12 protein-coding genes are annotated in these 19,678 nt (G+C 45.9%); 8 read left to right on the forward strand and 4 right to left on the reverse strand.

The features are described 5' to 3' along the window. The first annotated feature begins 211 nt into the window (after positions 1-211). The 6 genes from HQM11_09835 to HQM11_09860 all read left to right on the forward strand — a co-directional run bounded on the left by HQM11_09835 (position 212) and on the right by HQM11_09860 (position 7,881). Positions 212-2,191, forward strand: a complete 1,980-nt coding sequence (locus HQM11_09835; protein ID MBF0351320.1) for a response regulator — start codon at positions 212-214, stop codon at positions 2,189-2,191. A 29-nt stretch (positions 2,192-2,220) separates the two neighbouring features. Next, positions 2,221-2,970 (forward strand): ABC transporter substrate-binding protein, encoded by a 750-nt coding sequence (locus tag HQM11_09840; protein MBF0351321.1) that lies wholly within the window; start codon positions 2,221-2,223, stop codon positions 2,968-2,970. Positions 2,971-2,987: 17 nt separating this feature from the next. Continuing rightward, positions 2,988-4,484, forward strand: coding sequence for a hypothetical protein (locus HQM11_09845; GenBank protein ID MBF0351322.1), 1,497 nt, complete (start codon positions 2,988-2,990; stop codon positions 4,482-4,484). 424 nt (positions 4,485-4,908) lie between these two features. Beyond that, complete coding sequence (locus HQM11_09850; GenBank protein MBF0351323.1) at positions 4,909-6,198, forward strand: hypothetical protein; 1,290 nt, start codon at positions 4,909-4,911, stop codon at positions 6,196-6,198. An 18-nt stretch (positions 6,199-6,216) separates the two neighbouring features. Then, the gene (locus tag HQM11_09855) at positions 6,217-6,558 is read left to right on the forward strand and encodes an STAS domain-containing protein (protein MBF0351324.1); all 342 of its coding nucleotides are present in this window, start codon (positions 6,217-6,219) and stop codon (positions 6,556-6,558) included. Positions 6,559-6,579: 21 nt separating this feature from the next. Then, positions 6,580-7,881 carry a glycoside hydrolase family 1 protein gene (locus HQM11_09860; GenBank protein MBF0351325.1) on the forward strand — a complete coding sequence of 434 codons (1,302 nt, stop codon included), beginning with the start codon at positions 6,580-6,582 and terminating at the stop codon, positions 7,879-7,881. Between the two features lie 46 nt (positions 7,882-7,927). Here the strand turns inward: HQM11_09860 and HQM11_09865 are convergent, their stop codons facing one another. Beyond that, on the reverse strand, positions 7,928-13,975 hold the full coding sequence (locus tag HQM11_09865; GenBank protein ID MBF0351326.1) for an AAA family ATPase: 6,048 nt from the start codon (positions 13,973-13,975) through the stop codon (positions 7,928-7,930). A 234-nt stretch (positions 13,976-14,209) separates the two neighbouring features. Here HQM11_09865 and HQM11_09870 point away from each other — a divergent pair, with 234 nt between their 5' ends. Together HQM11_09870 and HQM11_09875 are read left to right on the forward strand one after the other, a co-directional pair. Then, positions 14,210-14,626 carry a hypothetical protein gene (locus tag HQM11_09870; GenBank protein MBF0351327.1) on the forward strand — a complete coding sequence of 139 codons (417 nt, stop codon included), beginning with the start codon at positions 14,210-14,212 and terminating at the stop codon, positions 14,624-14,626. A gap of 335 nt (positions 14,627-14,961) precedes the next feature. Continuing rightward, on the forward strand, positions 14,962-15,846 hold the full coding sequence (locus HQM11_09875; protein MBF0351328.1) for a response regulator: 885 nt from the start codon (positions 14,962-14,964) through the stop codon (positions 15,844-15,846). A gap of 7 nt (positions 15,847-15,853) precedes the next feature. Here HQM11_09875 and HQM11_09880 read toward each other — a convergent pair whose 3' ends face one another. Genes HQM11_09880 through HQM11_09890 form a run of 3 tightly spaced genes read right to left on the reverse strand, consistent with a single transcriptional unit; the run spans position 15,854 to position 19,657 of the window. Beyond that, positions 15,854-16,828: an ATP-binding cassette domain-containing protein gene (locus tag HQM11_09880; GenBank protein ID MBF0351329.1), complete on the reverse strand. Its 975-nt coding sequence runs from the start codon at positions 16,826-16,828 to the stop codon at positions 15,854-15,856. A gap of 32 nt (positions 16,829-16,860) precedes the next feature. Next, on the reverse strand, positions 16,861-17,862 hold the full coding sequence (locus tag HQM11_09885) for an ABC transporter ATP-binding protein (protein ID MBF0351330.1): 1,002 nt from the start codon (positions 17,860-17,862) through the stop codon (positions 16,861-16,863). Between the two features lie 13 nt (positions 17,863-17,875). After that, positions 17,876-19,657 carry an ABC transporter substrate-binding protein gene (locus HQM11_09890; GenBank protein ID MBF0351331.1) on the reverse strand — a complete coding sequence of 594 codons (1,782 nt, stop codon included), beginning with the start codon at positions 19,655-19,657 and terminating at the stop codon, positions 17,876-17,878. Positions 19,658-19,678 lie beyond the last annotated feature (21 nt).

Below are 19,678 nucleotides of genomic sequence, written 5' to 3' on the forward strand. Positions count from 1 at the left end.
TTTTGGTTTTGTACTGTAGAAGCCAGGATCGTTTAATTTTCTGTTTGGTATGGTGGGTAGGTTGGGTAGAACGAAGTGAAACCCAACAAAACTCGAAGGGTTTCGCTAATGCTCTCCCCTGCCTACGCATCCTTTTGAGGCAGAAAATGACCAACCGGAAAAATTACATTTTATAACCTGTTCATTCAGGAATTTTTAACCAGGAGAAACTATGAGAATCTTATGTCTGGAAGATTCTGAACTGGATGCCGAACTGATCTGTGAACAACTCCTTGAATCAGGCTATGAGATTCAATTTGAGCGTGTTTTTACCGAAAAAGCATTTATCGAAAAAATTCTGGAGAAGCATTACGACATCATTTTATCCGATTATAATCTCCCGGGTTTCAGCGGTCAAATTGCCTTGAAACACGCACAAGCCCATTGTCCCAAAGTCCCCTTTATTTTTGTTTCGGGTGCCATTGGCGAAATCCGTGCGGTAGAACTGCTCAAACAGGGCGCACTGGATTATGTACTCAAAAACCAGATGGAAAAACTTCCCTTTGCAGTACGTCGTGCCCTGGAGGAAGTACAGGAGCTTGAATCCAGGAGAAAAGCCGAAGAGGCGTTGAAACGAAATGAAAAATTACTCAATGAAGCACAGCACATCGCTAAAATGGGAAGTTATGAAACAGACCTGATCCACAATTACTGGGAAGGATCGGATGAGTTTTATAATATCTTCGGATTTACTGAAAAACGTAGATACACCGTGGAAGAATTTCAGTCGATTGTGCATCCTGATGATTATCATGAAGTGATGACTGTTTTCGCAGAATGCCTGGCAACCCGCAAGCCGTTCAATCATGATTATCGCTGTGTCCATCAGGTAACCGGCTCAACCATCCATGTGAGCAGTCGTAGCCAGATCCTGTACAATGACGCCGGGCAGCCAATCAAGGTTTTTGGTATCAAGCAGGACATCACGGAACGCAAACAAGTGGAAGAAGAATTAAAGCAGGCCAGGGACATCGCCGAAAAAGCCAATCATGCCAAAAGTATGTTTCTGGCCAACATGAGCCATGAACTCCGTACTCCGCTGAATCCGATTATCGGTTTTTCAGAGCTTCTGGCCACGGATCAGGCGATCCCGGCAGAACAACGAAGCTGGATTTCCATTGTCCGGCAAAGTGCCAAAGAGTTGCTGGCCTTGATCAATGATGTGCTGAGTCTGTCTAAGATTGAATCAGGCAAAGTTGAACTCAACTGGTCTGATGTTCGCATCTCCCCCCTGATTGCCCATGCCCTTGAAACAGTCAGACCGTTGATCAAGGAAAAGCAAATCGAGTTGCGCTATCAAATTCAGGAAGGAACTCCGGATTTGATTTTTACGGATGTCGTTAAACTGAAGCAGGTGTTGTTGAACCTGTTGAGCAATGCCGTAAAATTCACCCACGTTGGATTGATTGAGCTTCTGCTTGGACAGGAGGTCGTGAACTGGGGCAAGGACCTTGACGAACCAACCGGGAAAGCACTCCATTTTTGTGTGCGGGATACTGGCGTGGGAATTGATCAGGAGAAGTTGGCTGAAATATTTGATCCCTTCGTCCAGGTTGATCAATCCTTCACCCGTAAATATGGGGGGGCTGGACTGGGACTGTCCATTTCCCGGAAGATCATTGAAAAAATGGGCGGAACCATTTGGGTTGAAAGTGAATTGAACAAGGGGAGCGCGTTTCATGTCACCATTCCGTTGCATGAGAAATTGCCTGATAATCTTTATGAATTCGGGACGAAGGCGCAATCTTCCCCTAAAACAGGCACCCAACCACTGCATATTCTCGTGGTTGAAGATGATGAAGCAAACAAGGTGTTGATTGAACATTTATTAAAAATGGATGGTCACACCTTTAATTTTGCTGTGGATGGTCCCATGGCTCTTGAAAAACTGGAACATGAACAGTTCGATCTGGTGCTGATGGACATCCAGATTCCAAAACTCAATGGCCTTGAAGTGACCAAAATGATACGGAAAAAAGAACAGGGAACCGATCGGCATATGATCATTGTGGCTCTTACCTCCTACGCACTGACTGGAGACAAGGATTTTTTTATGAACCAGGGCATGGATGATTATCTCGCCAAACCGCTTGCTCAAAGTCTGCTGAGAGCTGTGTTGAAACGCTGGGCAGGAAAGTCCGGAAAAAACTAGTGAATCATGTCCATTTTCAGGAGAAATTTATGTGGAAGATCGTCTTGATGGTGTTGCTGACAATGCTTGTTGACAATGGTTTACAGGCACAGGAAGTTGAGGTTGTGACCACTGATTTTCCGCCATTTCAAATGCAGGAAGATGATAAGGTGATTGGCATCACAACCGATTTGGTTCGTGCTGTTATTCAGAAAACAGGCATCAGGGCAACCCTGGGTCTTTATCCCTGGAATCGGGCCTATGAACGAGCCTTGAACAATCCGAACATCCTGATTTATTCAATCGCGAGAACACCTGAACGGGAACCACTCTTCAAATGGGTGGGAACCATTGCCCCGTTCAATGTTTATTTCTGGAAACTGAAATCACGCACTGACATTGTCCTGAACGACCTGGAGGATGCCAAAAAATATAAAATCGGCGGAGTGCTGTCGGATGTCAAAACACAGTATCTGATTAAAAAAGGCTTTGGCACAGGAACCCGGATTGAAACAGTCCATGGGGATCATCTCAATTTGCAGAAATTAATGACCGGCAAGTTGGATCTGCTCCCGTTTGATGACATGACTTTTCCCTTCAAAGCGTCAGCCGCAGGTTGGGATCTGTCATTGATTCCGGCGGAAAAAGCCTTGTTTTTACCGGAAATTTCTTCTGAACTTTACATGGCTTTCAGTCGTGGAACGGAGGATGCGCTGGTGGACCGGTTTCGTAAAGCCCTTGAGGAACTCAAAGCAGAAGGGGTGCCTGAAAAAATTAAAGAAAACTATTTACCGCGATAACGAACAGGAATCTTCCCATGCCAGGTTTGCTTGAAATATATAAATCCGTTTTTAAAGACAATCGAAAGCTTCCGCATCGATTGGCCCTACGGTTAATCACCCGGACGTTATTGTTCAGTGCCCTCATCACACTGATAATTGTCTCCCTGGAGCTATACACCGAGTTCAGCCATGATAAATCCATTGTGGAAGCACATTTAAAACAGATAGAACGTACTGCAATCAAAAGTATCACACAAAGTTTATGGAACATGGACCCCCTTCAACTCAAACTCCAAATGGAGGGAATCCTGTCAGAACCTGATATCGTTTACATCGAAATCAGAGAAATAAACCGGACTCCAAGATTTACGGTGGGAATTAAACATCAAACACCTCATGTATCCACAGAATTCCCATTGATCTATGAACAACAGATTGAGGATGTTAACGCGAACAAAACGTATGTGATGCCGATGGTTCTCGGTAATCTTTATGTTGAAGCAAGTCTGGATACCGCCTTTCAACAAACGAAGGATCGGGTGGCACTGCTTCTGGTTGCCCAGACCCTCAAAACATTATTGGTTTCAATATTCATTTTCTTTTTATTCTATAATCTGGTCGGTCGTCATCTGAGTGTCATGGCTGATTATGCGAGAGCGTTAAACATTGACAAACTGGAAGAACCCCTGCGCTTGCACCGAAGCGAGTTATCGGCTGGAACCGATGAACTGGATGATGTTGTGATTGCGTTCAATGAGATGCTCAGTGGCTTGAAACAGGCAACCCTGGAGAATCAACAACTGAATGCTGAACTGGAACGCCGTGTTCGGGATCGCACCACTCAATTGGAAGTGACCAATGCTGAACTGGAAGCGTTTTCATATTCCGTATCACACGATTTGCGTGCGCCCTTGCGGCATATCTCCGGATTCATGGATCTCCTGAAACAAAGAAGCAATGCCCTGCTGGATGAAAAAGGACAGCACTATATCAAGGTCATTGAGAAGTCCGCTCAGGAAATGGAACAACTGATTGACCATTTGCTGAATTTTTCACGCATGGGGAAAACAGAGATGAAAATGATTCCCCTCAAAATGGAATGGATCGTCAAAGACGTGCTTAACAATTTTCAGCAGGAACAGGAGGGACGACACATAGAGTGGAAAATTTCGCCGTTGCCGGAAGTCCGCGGTGATCGTTTGATGATAACACAGGTCTGGGTGAATCTGATATCCAATGCCCTCAAATATACCTCCCACAGGGTACATGCCGTCATCGAAATCGGTTGCTTCCGACAAGACAACGAAACGGTCTTTTATATCAAGGATAATGGTGCCGGATTTGACATGCGTTATGTGGATAAACTCTTTGGCGTGTTTCAACGTTTGCATAACGCGACCGAATTTGAAGGCACAGGAATCGGACTGGCCAATGTGCGCCGCATCATCCATCGTCACGGAGGCGAAATCCGGGCCGAAGGCATTGTGGATCAAGGCGCGACTTTTTATTTCACTTTAGGAACCAACTGTTAATAAACCCCGCAACTCAAACCAGCAATCTTCCAACCTTGAAAGCTTGGATCTGTTTAGACGAAAGCCGGAAAAGAATGGCTATCAACGTAAGCCGATACACTTTTGTATTCAATAACTTAGCTCTTCGTTTCTTAGGACGCCCGCAAGATGTGCTTATACATGTGGTTCTTCTGTAAGAGCATTCCTTTTGAGTGCTCAGTCACACCAGATAACTGTATCGGCTTAAATTGGTAGCCAGAATCTTTTGGTCATCGCTTGCGTTGATGAACCCATTTAAGAACACCGACTCTAAAATCATAAAGTTTGTGTGAGTCAATGAATGACGGTATAGTATTTGCTTCATCCGAAGCACTTAAAAACAATCAGTCTCCACTCTTTTTTCAATGAAGACATGGCACAGTCAAAATACAGATCAGAAGATGAAATGAGTTTGAATGAAATCGTGAATACCACGATTTTTGGAAAAACCATGGATTTGATCCGCCAACCGCCAGAGGAAGGTGTGTCCAAACATCGCATCTTTTCTAAGGATATTGGTCATGTTCCCGGATCCATGAAGCATTGGACTATTGAACTGGAACGACGAAAAAAAGACATTCTGGAGTACAATGATTCTCAATTCATGCGCCGCGCTATGGCCTTGATCGGGAAAAAAGAAGACACGGCGGTGACGGGCAGGGATCTGGCCAAATATGTCGGCCCTAAAAATGAACAGAAAAAGAACGTCATGCTGGCCAATCTTGGAAAAAACCCAACAGAAGCGCTGGCCAGGATCACTTTGGCGGTGATTGCGGCGGAGCCTGACCGGATTTACATGGAAGATGGCCGGAATAACACCTGTGAAGTCCATCGTCTGGCACTCCTGCATGCGACAGTTGCCTGTATGCTGGGCACTTTCAACGCCAAATATCTGATGGCGGTCCTGACCATTCAATACAATTATCTCGAACGATTCCGGCATAAATGCTTTGACGATCTGGCTAAACTGGATGCTTATTATAAAAGTCGGGAGGGAAATGAAAAATTTGAAGCACAGGTCAAAAGTCTGGAAGCCAGGATTCGTCGGACCATGAATTATATTGCCGCATTACAAAGTCTATCCAACCCCAGCAAACTGAAACACATGGATCAGGGAGAATTTATTCTTACTCTTGAAGAACTCAAGAATATCAAATTTGAGGGAAATGAGAAAAAGGATGACAAACGCAAACTGATCATGAACAAGTCCATCCGGATCATCAGCATTCTCAAAAACATGCCGTTACTGCTGGATGAAGGACACAAACTGGTGGATCCATTGATGCAGTTGGAACCCAACAGTCCCATTCCATTTTTTCTCAAAGCCAGGCTGGAAAAAAGCAGGATGCTGTTTGCTAATGCCCAGTATGAAGCTGGTGACCAGCGTAAGGAAATCGCGAAAACGATTGAGGAAAGTTTCAGGAAAGCGTTCACCCTGTATGGCAAAGCCAAAAATATTATCGGGAACCGGGCCGCCAATAACAATGAATGCACCATCCTGTTTGAATTTGCGGAACTGCCCCTGTTTTTTTACAAAATCGCACCACAGATGCATTTGAATCTTCCCAAAGCCTGGGTGAATTCTGTATTGAAACAATCCCAGAAAACGTTGACCATTGTGTCAGCCTCCAATCCAGCCACACCGGGTTTAATACAACTCCAGACCAGCATCAACGAGATTGTGGATGGCGAATGATATTACGACGGAGTTCCAATGAAAGTATCCCATCGAATCGTGGGTAATCTGGCTATTCTCAAGATTGAAGCGGAGTCGTTGAATTTTGAGAATATCAATACTTTGAAACAATACGTCCAGACTCTTCTGGACGATCAAAATCCTGAAACCGTGATTCTCAACATGGAGCACATCATTTTCATGGATTCTTCCGGCATGGGTGCCATTGTGACCCACTACAAAAATTTTTTGAAAATCCGGAAAAATTTTTATTTGTGTAGCCTCAATCCATTGGTGTATCAGGTTTTTGAATTTTCAGGACTCAACAAACTGATCAAAATTTTTCCTGATGAAAACTCGATGCTTAAGGAACTTCAATAAATTTCCCCTCGAATCTATCGCATGCAACCATTTCAATTTCCTCAAGATTTTCTTTTTGGTACCGCAACCGCATCCTTGCAGATTGAAGGGGGCGACCGCAACAACAGTTGGTATCGTTGGGCTGAGCAGGGTCACATCCATGATGGAACCCATTGCATTGTGGCCAATGATCACTGGAACCGTGTGGAAGAAGATATCGGGTTGATGCAAGCCATGAATTGCCAGACTTATCGCATGAGTCTGGAATGGAGCCGGATTGAACCCAAACCCGGAAAATTTGATAAAAAAGTCATCAGGCATTATCGAAACGAAATTGCGCTGCTCATTGCCTCCGGAATCCGTCCACTGGTCACACTTCATCATTTTTCAAACCCGTTGTGGCTTGAAGACATAGGCGCCTGGACCAACCCCAAAGTGATCCGCTTTTTTAAGCGTTATGCTTCCTGGTGTGTTAAAAATCTGGGTGATCTGGTTTCGGATTGGTGTACGCTCAATGAACCCAATATCTATCTGGTGAATGGCTACCTGTTTGGAAACTGGCCCCCTGGAAAAAACTTCCATCTGCCGTTGTTTTTCAAAGCAGCTAAAAACATGATTCAGGCGCATATCACCGTGTATCAAACAATCCACAAGATGCGAAAAAAACATCGCTGGAATAATACCAGTGTCGGTGTTGCGCATCATTTGAGGGTCTTTGATCCTGCGACAGGAACCCTTCAGGAAAAACTGCTGGCACAACTCCATTATACAATCTTTCAGGATATGTTTGTGGCAGGTATGACAGAAGGAAAACTCATTCCGCCGCTGGGTGTTGGAAAGACTACCGGCAAAGCACGCTATAGCGATTTTTTCGGCATCAATTACTATACGCGGGATATGATCCGGCAAGCCTGGAATCCGCAGGAAATTCTGGGAATCCGTGAAGTACCGGCCGGCGCCCCTGTCAATGATCTTGGCTGGGAAATTTACCCGGAAGGATTGTACAGGACCTGCAAACGCTATTATGAGCGGTATCAGGTGCCGCTCTATATCACAGAAAACGGGATTTGTGACCGAAATGACACTCAGCGTAGCCGTTACATTTTTGACCACCTCAAGGCGCTCCGGCAGGCACTGGATGAAGGCATCAACATTCAGCGTTACTATCACTGGACGTTGATGGACAATTTCGAATGGGCTGAAGGTTTGAGCGCAAAATTCGGATTGGTTGAGGTAAACTATGAAAACCAGCGCAGAACCATTCGTCGCAGTGGACTGTTTTATACCGAAATCTGCCGGAACAAAGCAGTAACCCCGGATATGATTCAAAAATGGCTGTTGTAGAGACGCACGATCGTGCGTCTCTACGATTGTTAATTTCTAAGATTGATTAATAAATTTTCCCCACGATCAATGTTACATCATCTTCTGCCGGATTTTCCTTCCAGAAGATGTTTGCCTCTTGCATAATCCTGTCCCTGATTTCATGTGCGGAAAGATCCTTTGAATTTTCCAGAACATGCTTCAACCGTTTCATGCCAAACATGGAGCCTTCTTCATTGGTGTTTTCAATCAGTCCATCAGTAAACCAGACCAGCACATCCCCTTTTTCCAGAGATTCAATGTCAATTTTGTATACCGGATGCCGGTTATAGCCCAGGGGGGGTGTTCGTATGAACAAATCGCGGGTAAACCGACGTTTGCGCGGATATTTATGTTCAGTCTCAAATCCGGACGGTCGCCACAGCAGGCAGGGATTGTGTCCCGCACTGGAATACAACAGCACTTTTTTCTCAAGGTCCACCACCGAATAAAAAAATGTCATGGCAAACGAACCTTCGGTGGTGGAATACAGCACCTGATTGAGTAACTGGAGCAGGTAGGACGGGTGCAGCATTTGCGACCTCAAGCCTGTCGAAATGGCATGATGGACATGTCCTTCCATGGAATGGTAAATACTGGCGGCCATGGCTGTGATGATTGCGGCGGGAGTGCCGTGTCCGGTCACATCACCGATCAGAACATCCAGGCGTTTATCCCCGGCATAGTGATGAAAATCGTACCAGTCGCCTCCCGTTTCTGACGCGGATTTGTAATAACTGGCAATTTCAATTTCATCCAGAACAGGATCCTCACGGGGAATAAGAAACTGTTGCACAGTTTTGGCCGTTGCCAGTTCATGGCGCATTCGTTCATTCTGCTCAATTTTCAGGGAAGCCTGCTGAACCTTTTCCAGTGCCTGTCGAAGTTCATGGGTTTGTTCCATCACTTTTTGTTCCAGGGACGCGTTGATTTGCTGGATTTCCTGATTCAACTGAGCATTGTTGATAGCGGCGGCAATCTGATTCACATACCGGTCAGCCTTCATGATATCAGTATCAGTCAACAAAAATTCTTCATCCCTGTGGGAAAACACAATCACCCCGATCGTTTTGTTTTGCACATGCAACGGCAGCAACAGATAGGATCTGCAGGGACTCATGTCATATATTTTTTTGTCAAGGGGCAAAAATTGTTCAGAAAGCTCCGGAGTAACGGGTGAAATATAATAAGGGTCATTATTTATGCAACATTCACTGACAAAACTCGTATAGCCGGCCAACGGTATGGAAAGCTGATAAAATTCAACGAGGTTGTCATTGTGGATATAGCCGAAATATCGTGACGCCTGCAAATGGGTTCGCTCCTTGTTGACCAGAAAGAGTCCTATCTGATTGAAGGCAAATACGGTGTTCAGGGCAATTTGGGCAGTCTTCATCACTTCATCCAGATCTAGGGTGGAATTGACTGTCTGTAGCACCTGATTGATATGGGTGATTTCACGTTCCTTGGCCATGGTTTGTTCGAGCGATGCCTGGAGATCTTGCGTTCGCTGAAGGACACGATCTTCCATTTGTGAATACAAACGGGCATTGTCTATCGATACCGCGATCTGGGCCGATAACATTTTCAGCAATTCCAGACGGTCCCGGGTGAATACCCCCTGCATCAGATTATTTTCAAGATACAGGATACCGCTGATTTTTCCATGATGCATGACAGGCAGACACAATGCTGATTGAAGCTGATGCCGCTGAACATAGGGGTCATTCTGAAAACGGAGATCCTGTATCGCAGAGTCCAAAACCAGTGCGGTATGGGTGCGGACTGAGAACTGGATCATCGAAACAGGCAGAAATTCCCGGGTTTGTTCCTGTTCCAGTGGAATGGACTGCAACACATTAATTTGGTTCAACGTAATGGAACTTTCAGCCTCGATCAACCAGTGCCCCTCCTGTTCCAGCAACAGAATCCCACGTTGTGCTCCTGCGCTTTCAATCACAATTTGCATCAACCGTTTAAGCAGTCGTTCCAGAACAATTTCTTCAGAAATGCTATGGGTTGCCTTAAAGATGGTGTGCAGATCCAGAATATGTTCAGCGGTACCGCTCGAACCGGTTTGCATGGTCAAAGTCAGCCCTATATCAGCCCTTTTTGATTCATTGACAGGATGACCAAAATGCTGAAGAAACATCTTGCGGAGTTGCATCACCTTGGCGGTTGCGTTCCACTGTTCATACAACCGATGGGCTTCGATGAAATAGACTCTTGCCACCTGAGTTTGCCCCTGTTCCAGATAAAATACTCCGGCCAGTTCATTCGCCAGGGCTTCTTCCTGCAAATATTGATGTTTCCTCGCACCGTCGATGGCCTGAGTATGATACTGGATGGCCTGATCAAGATGGTGATGCAGGGCATAGAATTCTGCCAGTACGAGATCCAGCTTGTGTTGGTAATTTGCAGGGGAATGCCTGCTCCACAACTTCAACTGTTTCAGGTTTTTCTTTACTTTCCCCAGATGGCTCCGGGCTGTTTTTTTATCGGCTGTTTTTGCTAATTTTAGCAATGTCAGACATTCATAAAATCTGAACAGCGGGATATGCACACAACCTGTCAGGCTATTGATATGTTTTTCAATTTCCAGTGTGTTTTCCAGAGCCTGCTGATAGTTGCCAAACAGATAATTCAAGACCATCTTGTGCATGAACAGAACGAATATCGCGGTCTCATCCTGGGCTGTCAGATGTATTTCCAACAATTTTGATTCACTATAATACGTGCCCTCCATGAGCCATGGTTCTTGTGTTTCCTCCATCAGATTGGAAAGTGCCTGCATGAAGATGCTGTGATAATAATGGTAGGTCTGTTGTTTGTGTCTTCTGATCTGACTGCCGTAGGTCTGCATCTCTTCAAATACCGACTTGAGGGGAATTCCGGCAAAATAGGAATAACCGCAATACAGATGGGCCGACAGGGTGCCAAAGGAGATGTCGCCGATTTCCAGACCGATTTTATAATTTTTCAGCAAATCTCCCAGCGTGTCTCTCAGCGGTTCTTTCCAGTGACGAATCAACCCATCCACCAGAAACATGCTTCGCGCGTGAAACCGGCGGGTCATGGGACGTTCATTTAGTTTTATGGCAAGTTGCCCGATCCGATAGCCTTCATCCATGTCACCCAGTATGCCGCATAAAATCATGCCATAGGCAGAAAAAGCAAATGCGATTTCAGGGTAGTAGCCCATACGACTCGCAAACATGATTGACCGGAAAACCGCTACCGGAAACAAATTGGGAAAAGCCATGTAGGCCGAATGTGCGGTGTGATGCATAATGCGGAGGACAGACAACGCATGAGCTGAACCGGTATCAGGAATTGACAGTATGTCCTCATCAGACCTCCCCCAAAGGTTTAACTTCACTCTCAACAGATAGGCGACCAGATGCAGTTGGTTAGGCTTGGCAGGAAGGCCAAACCCGATTCGTTTTAGTAAACCCACCCCTTCCGTGACCGCTTTCCCGATTTGATTGCGGGCAAACAGCCATTGAAGCCTGATTTCATAGATCGGAATCTTGTCTTCCATTGATGTTGCATGCTTGAGTCCTGTTTGAATCAGCGTTTCTGTTTCCTCCAGGCGGGTGCTGAGAAACGATGCTTCAGCGGCGTGGGTGAAGAGTTCCAGACACAATTCATAATGTGTGCTCCAGTTTTCTGCATGGATCAACTGAATTGCGGTATACAGATAATTGAAAGCGGATTCATAAGCTCCCGACAATTTGGCTTTTTTTCCGGCAGTCAGATTCAGATGAATGATGGTCCATTGTTCTTCCGCAGAAGCAAAAATAAGCACACCATGATTGAGTTGATTGACCAGGTCAAAAATTCGTTCTTCCTGCTGTTGGGGATTGGGGTAATTCTTCAGAAGAATGCGGCCAATTCTGAGGTGATAAGGTGCTTTTTGTGTGTTAGAAATCAGGGAATAAGCGGCTTGCTGTACCCTGTCATGAATAAATCTGTATCTGGGATTGATGTACTGAAGTAAAATTCCATGTTTTGCTTCATCCAGAACTGGAGATTTTGCGTCAACGCCATGCAGGGAATGTAAAAGTTTATAGCTTTCATCCACAGGCAGAATCAGGCCTTCCTGGATTGCAGTACTCAGACAATGGATCAATTGATGTTGCGTCGATTCACAAACCATGAGTAGCGTCTGGAAATCAAAACTATTGCCCAGACAGGCGGCATTTTTGAGGGCTTCCTGAACCATTGGCAATAATTTCTGGAGTTTGGACGCCATGAGTTCGACAACATTTTCTGTGATTTCAGCCTGCTCAATCCTGTCTAAAGCCCAAATCCAGCCTTGTTTCTGACGTTCGAACCAGATCAGTTGATCCTCATACAGACGTTGCAGAAACTGATTGACAAAAAAAGGATTTCCATGGGTTTTGTGAAAGATCAACCGGGCAAGTTCCTGACACTGAGTCCTCTCCACATGCAGGGTTTCTTCAATCAGTTGACTCACATCCTCCAACACAAGTGGATTCAGATGAATGTGTTCAAGGGTTGAGCCGTAGGCTTCCAATTCCTTGAGTGCTATCAGGAGCGGATGTCCCGGTAGAACCTCATTGTCCCTGTAAGCCCCAATCAGCAACAGATATTGGGTTCCATCATCCCGCATGAGCAGTTCAAGCAGTTGCAAAGAAGCCAGATCCGCCCATTGAAGATCATCCATAAACAGCACCAGGGGATGTTCCTGGCGGGCAAGGGTACGGATGAACTGATGAAACACCACATTGAACCGGTTTTGCGATTCAATCGGCGGCAATGGAGGGACAGGTTCCTGCTTGCCAAGAATATACTCAATCTCAGGGATCACATCGACAATGATCTGGCCATTCGGTTCCAGGGCCGTCTGGAGTTTATTCTGCCATGTTTCCAACTGTTCATCGGATTCCGTGAGCAACTGTCTGACAAATTCCTGAAACGCCTGAATCAGAGAAGCATAGGGAGTGTTGCGCTGAAACTGGTCATATTTTCCTGAGATGAAATATCCCCGTTGTCGCACAATGGGTTTATGGACTTCATTGACCAGCGACGATTTACCGATTCCCGCGAAACCATCAATCAACAGCATGGCAGACCGGCCATGACTTACAACATGGAATGTCCGCATCAGTTGTTCAATCTGCGCGTCACGGCCATACAGTTTTTGAGGAATCTGGAATTTTTCGGAAATATCCTGATGCCCCAGATGCAATGAATCAATCCGGCCCATGGTTTCATACTGCTTGAGACAGGCTTCAAGATCAGCTTTCAGTCCAAAGGCGCTCTGGTAACGTTCCTCCGCAGTCTTTTCCAGCAGTTTCATGACAATGCTGGAAATTTCACGAGGAAAATCAGGAATCAACTGCAACGGCGTGGGAGGGGTCACGGCAATATGACAATGAACCAGTTCCATGGGATCATGACTTTGAAAAGGGCGTTCACCGGTCAGCATTTCATAAAACGTGATTCCAAGCGAATACAGATCCGTCCGGTAATCGACGGTTCGGTTCATGCGTCCGGTTTGTTCCGGAGAAATGTAGGCCAGGGTTCCTTCCAGCGTGTTAGGATTCAACACGGTTTGGGCTTCACGGGAAAGTCGGGTGGCGATGCCGAAATCAATCAGTTTGATCTGTCCTGTGTCAGGATTCCATAGAATATTGGACGGATTGATGTCCTTGTGAATGATTTGACAATGGTGCACCTGTCCCAGAATTCCAGTGATCTGAATGGCAATCCGCAGAAACTCACGCAAATCCGGAACTCCCTGCTGTTTCAAACATTCTGTCAGCGATTTGCCCCCGAAATCTTCCAATTCCATGACCCAGGAATTGTGATGCGGCTGAAAGTCATAAACCTTGATGATTCCAGACAGCGATTCCTTCTGTTCCTGCAAACTTTGAAGAATCTGGAATTCCCGAAAAAAACGGTTGCTTTCTTCCGGCAGGGGCGGTGCTTTTGCCAGCAGTTTCAGCACTACAGGGATCTGGTCTTTAAGCCGGGTAGCCCTGAAAACCAGTGTTGACGGGCTCGCATGGAGCTGTTCTTTCAGGTGATAATGTTCCAGACCGTTCATGAAAATCGCTCCGACATGTTGATTTCAATTCAAAGTGGATAAATAGTCTCTATCAAAATTTGACAAGATTTTACAAGGGATTATCAACGGGTTTTTGTGGCGGAGTAGTTCGCCAGAAACATCTGGACAAACCCATACTTTTGATTCATGAATCAATCACTGGACGATACGCGGTTCCAAACCCTTTTGAGGTGACTTATTATTTTTGAGAACACAAGAACGGAAAGGACATAAATGCCAAAAGATGTGGTAGAAACTCAATTTTTTAAAACATGGTTGGAAGAGGATGGAATCGTCTACTCGGAGGTTGTAAAAGGCAGTGATATCACCCTGGAAGTGGCCATAGAACAGCTTGAAATCATCAGAAAACTTTCAAAAAGCAACAAAAAAGTCCCACTTTTTGTAGACAGCCTGCATATTGGCTCCATGTCCAGGGATGCCAGATTATATTTTACAGGTGAAGAATCTTTTAAAACCGTCAGTGCTGTAGCAATCCTTGTCGGGGGGCCTATCAGCAAGGTGATCGGAAACTTTTTTATTGGATTGAATAAAGGAGGATATCCCAACAAGTTGTTTGACGCCAAAGAAGACGCCGTTGAATGGTTGAAAGGGTTTCTGAATGAACAATATAGTGTTTCAGGAAAATATTAGTGATTCTATAAGGTTATGAAAATTAAGCGGATTTTAGATTTCTGTAAAAGTCAAAAAGTTCAAGGATGTCTTCTTTTCGCTGTTTGAAGTGTAGCAAAGTTTCCTCGATTTTTTGCTGGAGTGCCGCAAACGTGGGAAAGTAATGCAGGTGAATTTCATCCTGATTGATAATGATCCTGGAATCAGGTTTGTCACAGGTGGATATGTTTCAGAATAACAATATTTTCTGATATTGATCCCACCGATTTATGATTTGCTTTTAACAATTTGATACGATAAGCAAATAGACAAATCAACCCCTTGTTCTATTATTTTAATCATACCAGAACTCGCTCATGAAAGTACTGATTGTAGAAGACGAAGCAGACTTACGGGAAGAGATTGTGAATAGTCTGAAATGGACTAACTACAAACTCCATACGGCGGATAACGGTCGTCAGGCATTTGATATGATTCAGGCAGACCCCGCCGAATGGGATGCTGTGATCACGGATATCAAAATGCCGGTCATGGACGGATTAACCCTGCTGAAAACACTCCGGAAAAAAGATTACCAGATTCCTGTGATCATCATGACCGGACATGGGGATTTTGAAATATCTCTTCAGGCGCTGAGACTTGGAGCTTTTGATTTCATTCTGAAGCCATTTGATCCTGATATTCTTGAAGAACTTCTGCATAAACTGGAAACCTTCCAGGAATCGCATGAAGTGTCTTCATTGATGCTGTCTTATGTGCGTCAAGTAGAACTGGATATTCCCAGTGACACTTCGCTGATCCTGAATGTGGTCAACTACCTTCAAAGTCATTTCCGCTATCATTGCAAACAATATCAAATCAATCTGACCCGTATCCATCTTTGCCTGTATGAAGCGCTGACCAATGCGGTGGTGCATGGCAATCTGGAGGTTGATTCATCCCTGAAAGAAGAATCGTGGGACACCTTTTTCGAGGTTCTGTCTCAAAGGGAAGGGCTCGAAAAATTCCGTAACCGGCAGGTTCATCTGGTTTATCGTGCCATGGAAGACCGTCTGGAGTTTGAATTCACGGATCAGGGAAAAGGATTCAATGCCCAAAAGCGATTGGATGTGCATGAACTTGATGATGTCGTGTCCAGTGGCAGAGGCTTGCTTCTGATCAAAACCTACATGGATGAAGTGGAATGGAATGAAACCGGAAACAGAATCCGTATGGTCAAATATCTCAAAAACTCAGGGTAGCTCCTTCTCACTGATCCACCAAATGACAGCGTACCCAATGGTCAGCTTTCTCACCGGCCTTACGCCATTCCGGGATCTGTTTGCCGCAAAGTTCCTGAGCCATCGGACATCGAGTATGAAATCTGCACCCTGACGGTAAATTGATGGGAGAGGGAACATCACCTTTCAGCACAATTTTCTGTTTTGTTCCGGTGGGCACTGTGGATGGAATCGCTGAAATCAGGGCTTGCGTGTAGGGATGCAACGCTCCGGAATAGATGGTGTCAGAATCGGTCATCTCCACAAACTGTCCCAGATACATCACCGCCACCCTGTCAGAAACATGACGAACCACGGCCAGATCATGAGAAATGAACAGATAGGTGAGATGCAGTCGTTCCTGCAATTCCAGCAACAGATTGAGAATCTGGGCCTGGATGGAAACGTCCAGCGCCGAGACCGGTTCATCACACACAATCAATCGCGGATTCAACGCAATGGCGCGCGCAATACCGATTCGTTGACGTTGTCCGCCTGAAAATTCATGGGGATAACGGTTTATCGCACCTTGAGAAACCCCGACCTGTTCCAGCAGGCGACTGACCTGATTCCGTCGTTCAACAGCATTCCGTTGCTGATGAATGATAAAGGGTTCTTCCAGAATTTCGCCAATGGTATGTCTCGAATTGAGCGAGTCAAAGGGATCCTGAAAAATCATCTGCATCCGCTGGCGTAACGGACGCAACTCTCTGGCTGAATGATGAGTGATGTCAGCGTCTTCAAACAGAATCTTTCCTGACGTGGGATTGTTCAACCGCAGAACCGTCTGGCCCAGCGTTGTTTTCCCCGAACCTGATTCTCCGACAATACCCAATGTTTCACCGGGATTGACCGAAAAAGACACCCCATCCAGGGCATGCACCACGCCCACCTGACGTCGTAAAACACCTCGATAGACGGGAAAATGCATGGTGAGATTCTGAATCTTTAATAATGATGTCATGACAAACGCTCAGGTAAATGGATTGGTGATAATCAATTCCAGGAATTCATTACTTCACGCCAACGGACACAACGCACCCAATGCGCTGAAGCGACTTGTTCCAGCATTGGTTCGACAGACTGACAGGCGGGTTGGCACCAGTCACAGCGGTTTTGAAATCTGCACCCTGCCGGCAATTCATGAAGATCGGGAACCATGCCCGGAATCACTGAAAGTTTTTGTTTTCTGGGGCGATCAAGTCGTGGAACAAGATTGAGCAATCCTTGCGTGTAGGGATGGCGTGGATTTGAAAACAATTGTTCGACGGAGGCTGTTTCCACCACATTGCCGGCATACATGACCAGCACGGTATCGCACATTTCAGCAATCACGCCAAGATCATGGGTGATAAAGACAATGGCGGTGCCCGATTCTTTCTGCAAGGTTTTGAGCAATTCCAGAATTTGTGCCTGAATGGTTACATCCAGCGCGGTGGTGGGTTCATCGGCAATGAGGATATCGGGTTTGCAGGCAATGGCCATGGCGATCATCACCCGTTGGCGCATGCCTCCTGAAAGTTGGTGAGGATATTCATGAAACCGCTGTTCTGGAGAAGGGATTCCCACTTTGCTGAGTAGTTCCAGAACCTGGTTTTGTGTTTCCTGAGCAGTCGATGTTTTTCCATGAATTCGCAACACCTCACCAATCTGTTTCCCGACTTTATGCACCGGATTCAAGGCGGTCATCGGTTCCTGGAAAATCATGGAAATCCGGTTGCCTCGTAATTCATGAATTTCCTCCAGTGTCATGGAAACCAGATCGCGTCCCTTGAATAAAATCTGTCCAGCTTCGATTTTGCCATGAGGTTGCGGCAACAGACGCATGACAGAAAGCGAGGTGACGCTTTTTCCACAGCCGGATTCTCCCACAATTCCCAGAATCTGTCCGGCACGCAGATCAAAACTGACTCCATTGACCGCACGCATTGTGCCCTGTTCTGTGCTGAAGGAAGTGACGAGATCCTTGACTTGCAGAATATAGGATTCTTGAGACATAGTCTAAACCGCCTTACTTTCTGAAAGTAGTGTCAATCAGTGTCACCGGTTCAAAGGTTTTCCCGGTTTTCATGGCTTTTTGCGTTTCTTCATAAGTGTCCCGGTCAAACCAGAAGAGTCCTGTTCCAAACGGTTCAAACGCGGAATCCGACATTTTGGTGGCAGGCACTTTGGGTAGTTTCCACCAGCGCCAGTACATTTCCCGGAAATAACCCACCATGTAGGTTGGCACATACGCTCCGATTTCATGGATTTTTTCCTGAATCTGACGGGATAGGCTGACTCGCTCCTGTTCATCGGTGGAGTTCCGATAGATGTCGATCAGCTTGTCCATTTCCGGATTGTCGGTGTTGGTGATGTTGTTGGTCTGTGGAACGTGGGCATTGACAGAATGGTAGAATTCCCAGTATTGCGGACGCAGACCGGTTCCGTAGGCCATCCAGGCGACATCATGATTTTTTTCCAGCACCATCTTGAAGGCCGCACTGCCATCGAGTCGCTGAAGATTCATCTCGATTCCGGCTTTCAGCGCTTCTTCCCGCAACACCACCAGCCGTTCCGTGTGAGGTTCGGAAGAATACACCACGTTGACCGAAAATCTGGTGCCGTTCTTGATCCAGATTCCATCGGATCCGCGTTGCCAGCCGGAGGCTTTCATCAACGCTTCGACTTTGGCGATATCAAATTCACGGGCCTTGATGCTGGTGTTGGTGTATTTGCCATAACCGGTGAACTGATTGTGTAACCGCTGATAGTCGCCCCGCAACACTTCTTTCAGCAATTTATCCATGTCGATCGCATGAGCAAAGGCATATCGCACATTGGCGTCCTTGAATAGTTCCTTGTCCTGATTGAGCCAGAATCCGTAGGAAGGCTGAGGAGCATCGGTGTAAAACCAGAGTTTATGCGCATATCCCCGGGTGGTGATGTCCAGATCTTTGGCTTGCTGATGCCAGTAATTGGGAAGCGTCAGACCAAACGCGTCCAGTTCGCCTTTCTTGAAATACTCAAATTCTGTGGTGACATCCCGGATCACTGAATATTCAATCTTGTCCACATTGAACCGTCCCCTGAACCAGTAAAGATCTTTGGCCCACCAGTCTTTTTTACGTTTGAAGGTGATGCTTTTGCCTTTGTTGATTTTATCAATCACATACGGACCGGTGTTGGGGCAAATCTCCCAGTTGAACTTTCTCACAAAAGAATCATCCAGTTCCCCGTAAAAATGGCGGGGAGTCGGACTGAGGCCCAGTGTGAGATGCAAGTCCGGTTTGGCTTTGGTGGCTACCACCGCAATGGTGTGCTCGTCAAACTTGATCACCCGGTCAATTTCTTCGGTATAATAATTATTGTACCAGGGGGCCACAATGTGTTTGGATCGCATGAATTCCAGGGTGTAGATATAGTCTTCTGCCGCCACCGGTTTGCCATCCGACCATCTTGCTCGGGGATCAAGTTTGAAATACATGGTTTTTTTATCAGCTCCGAACGCCCAGTGTGTGGCCAGTTCCGGCAGGATTTCTTCAGTATTGGGGTGAATCCCGATCAGGCTCATTTGATTTCCCAGGATGGCACTGCGGAAACTGCTGTTGGAATCCGGACCAATGGTTCGCATCGTCAAGGGAAAAGCCTGAATGGACGCATGGAAGGTGCCTCCTTTTTTTGCGTTGATGTCCGCAAACACCGGAGAAGTTTCATTGGTGAGCCATTGCAGGTTATCCGGCAGTTTATCTTGAGCGGATGCACAATATGCGGTAAGCAGTACACCAATAAATAATAGTATTAGATTTTTCATGAATTCCTTTGTGAATGTTTA

The organism is SAR324 cluster bacterium (assembly GCA_015232315.1).
In the GTDB taxonomy this organism is placed as follows: Bacteria; SAR324; SAR324; order SAR324; family NAC60-12; genus JADFZZ01.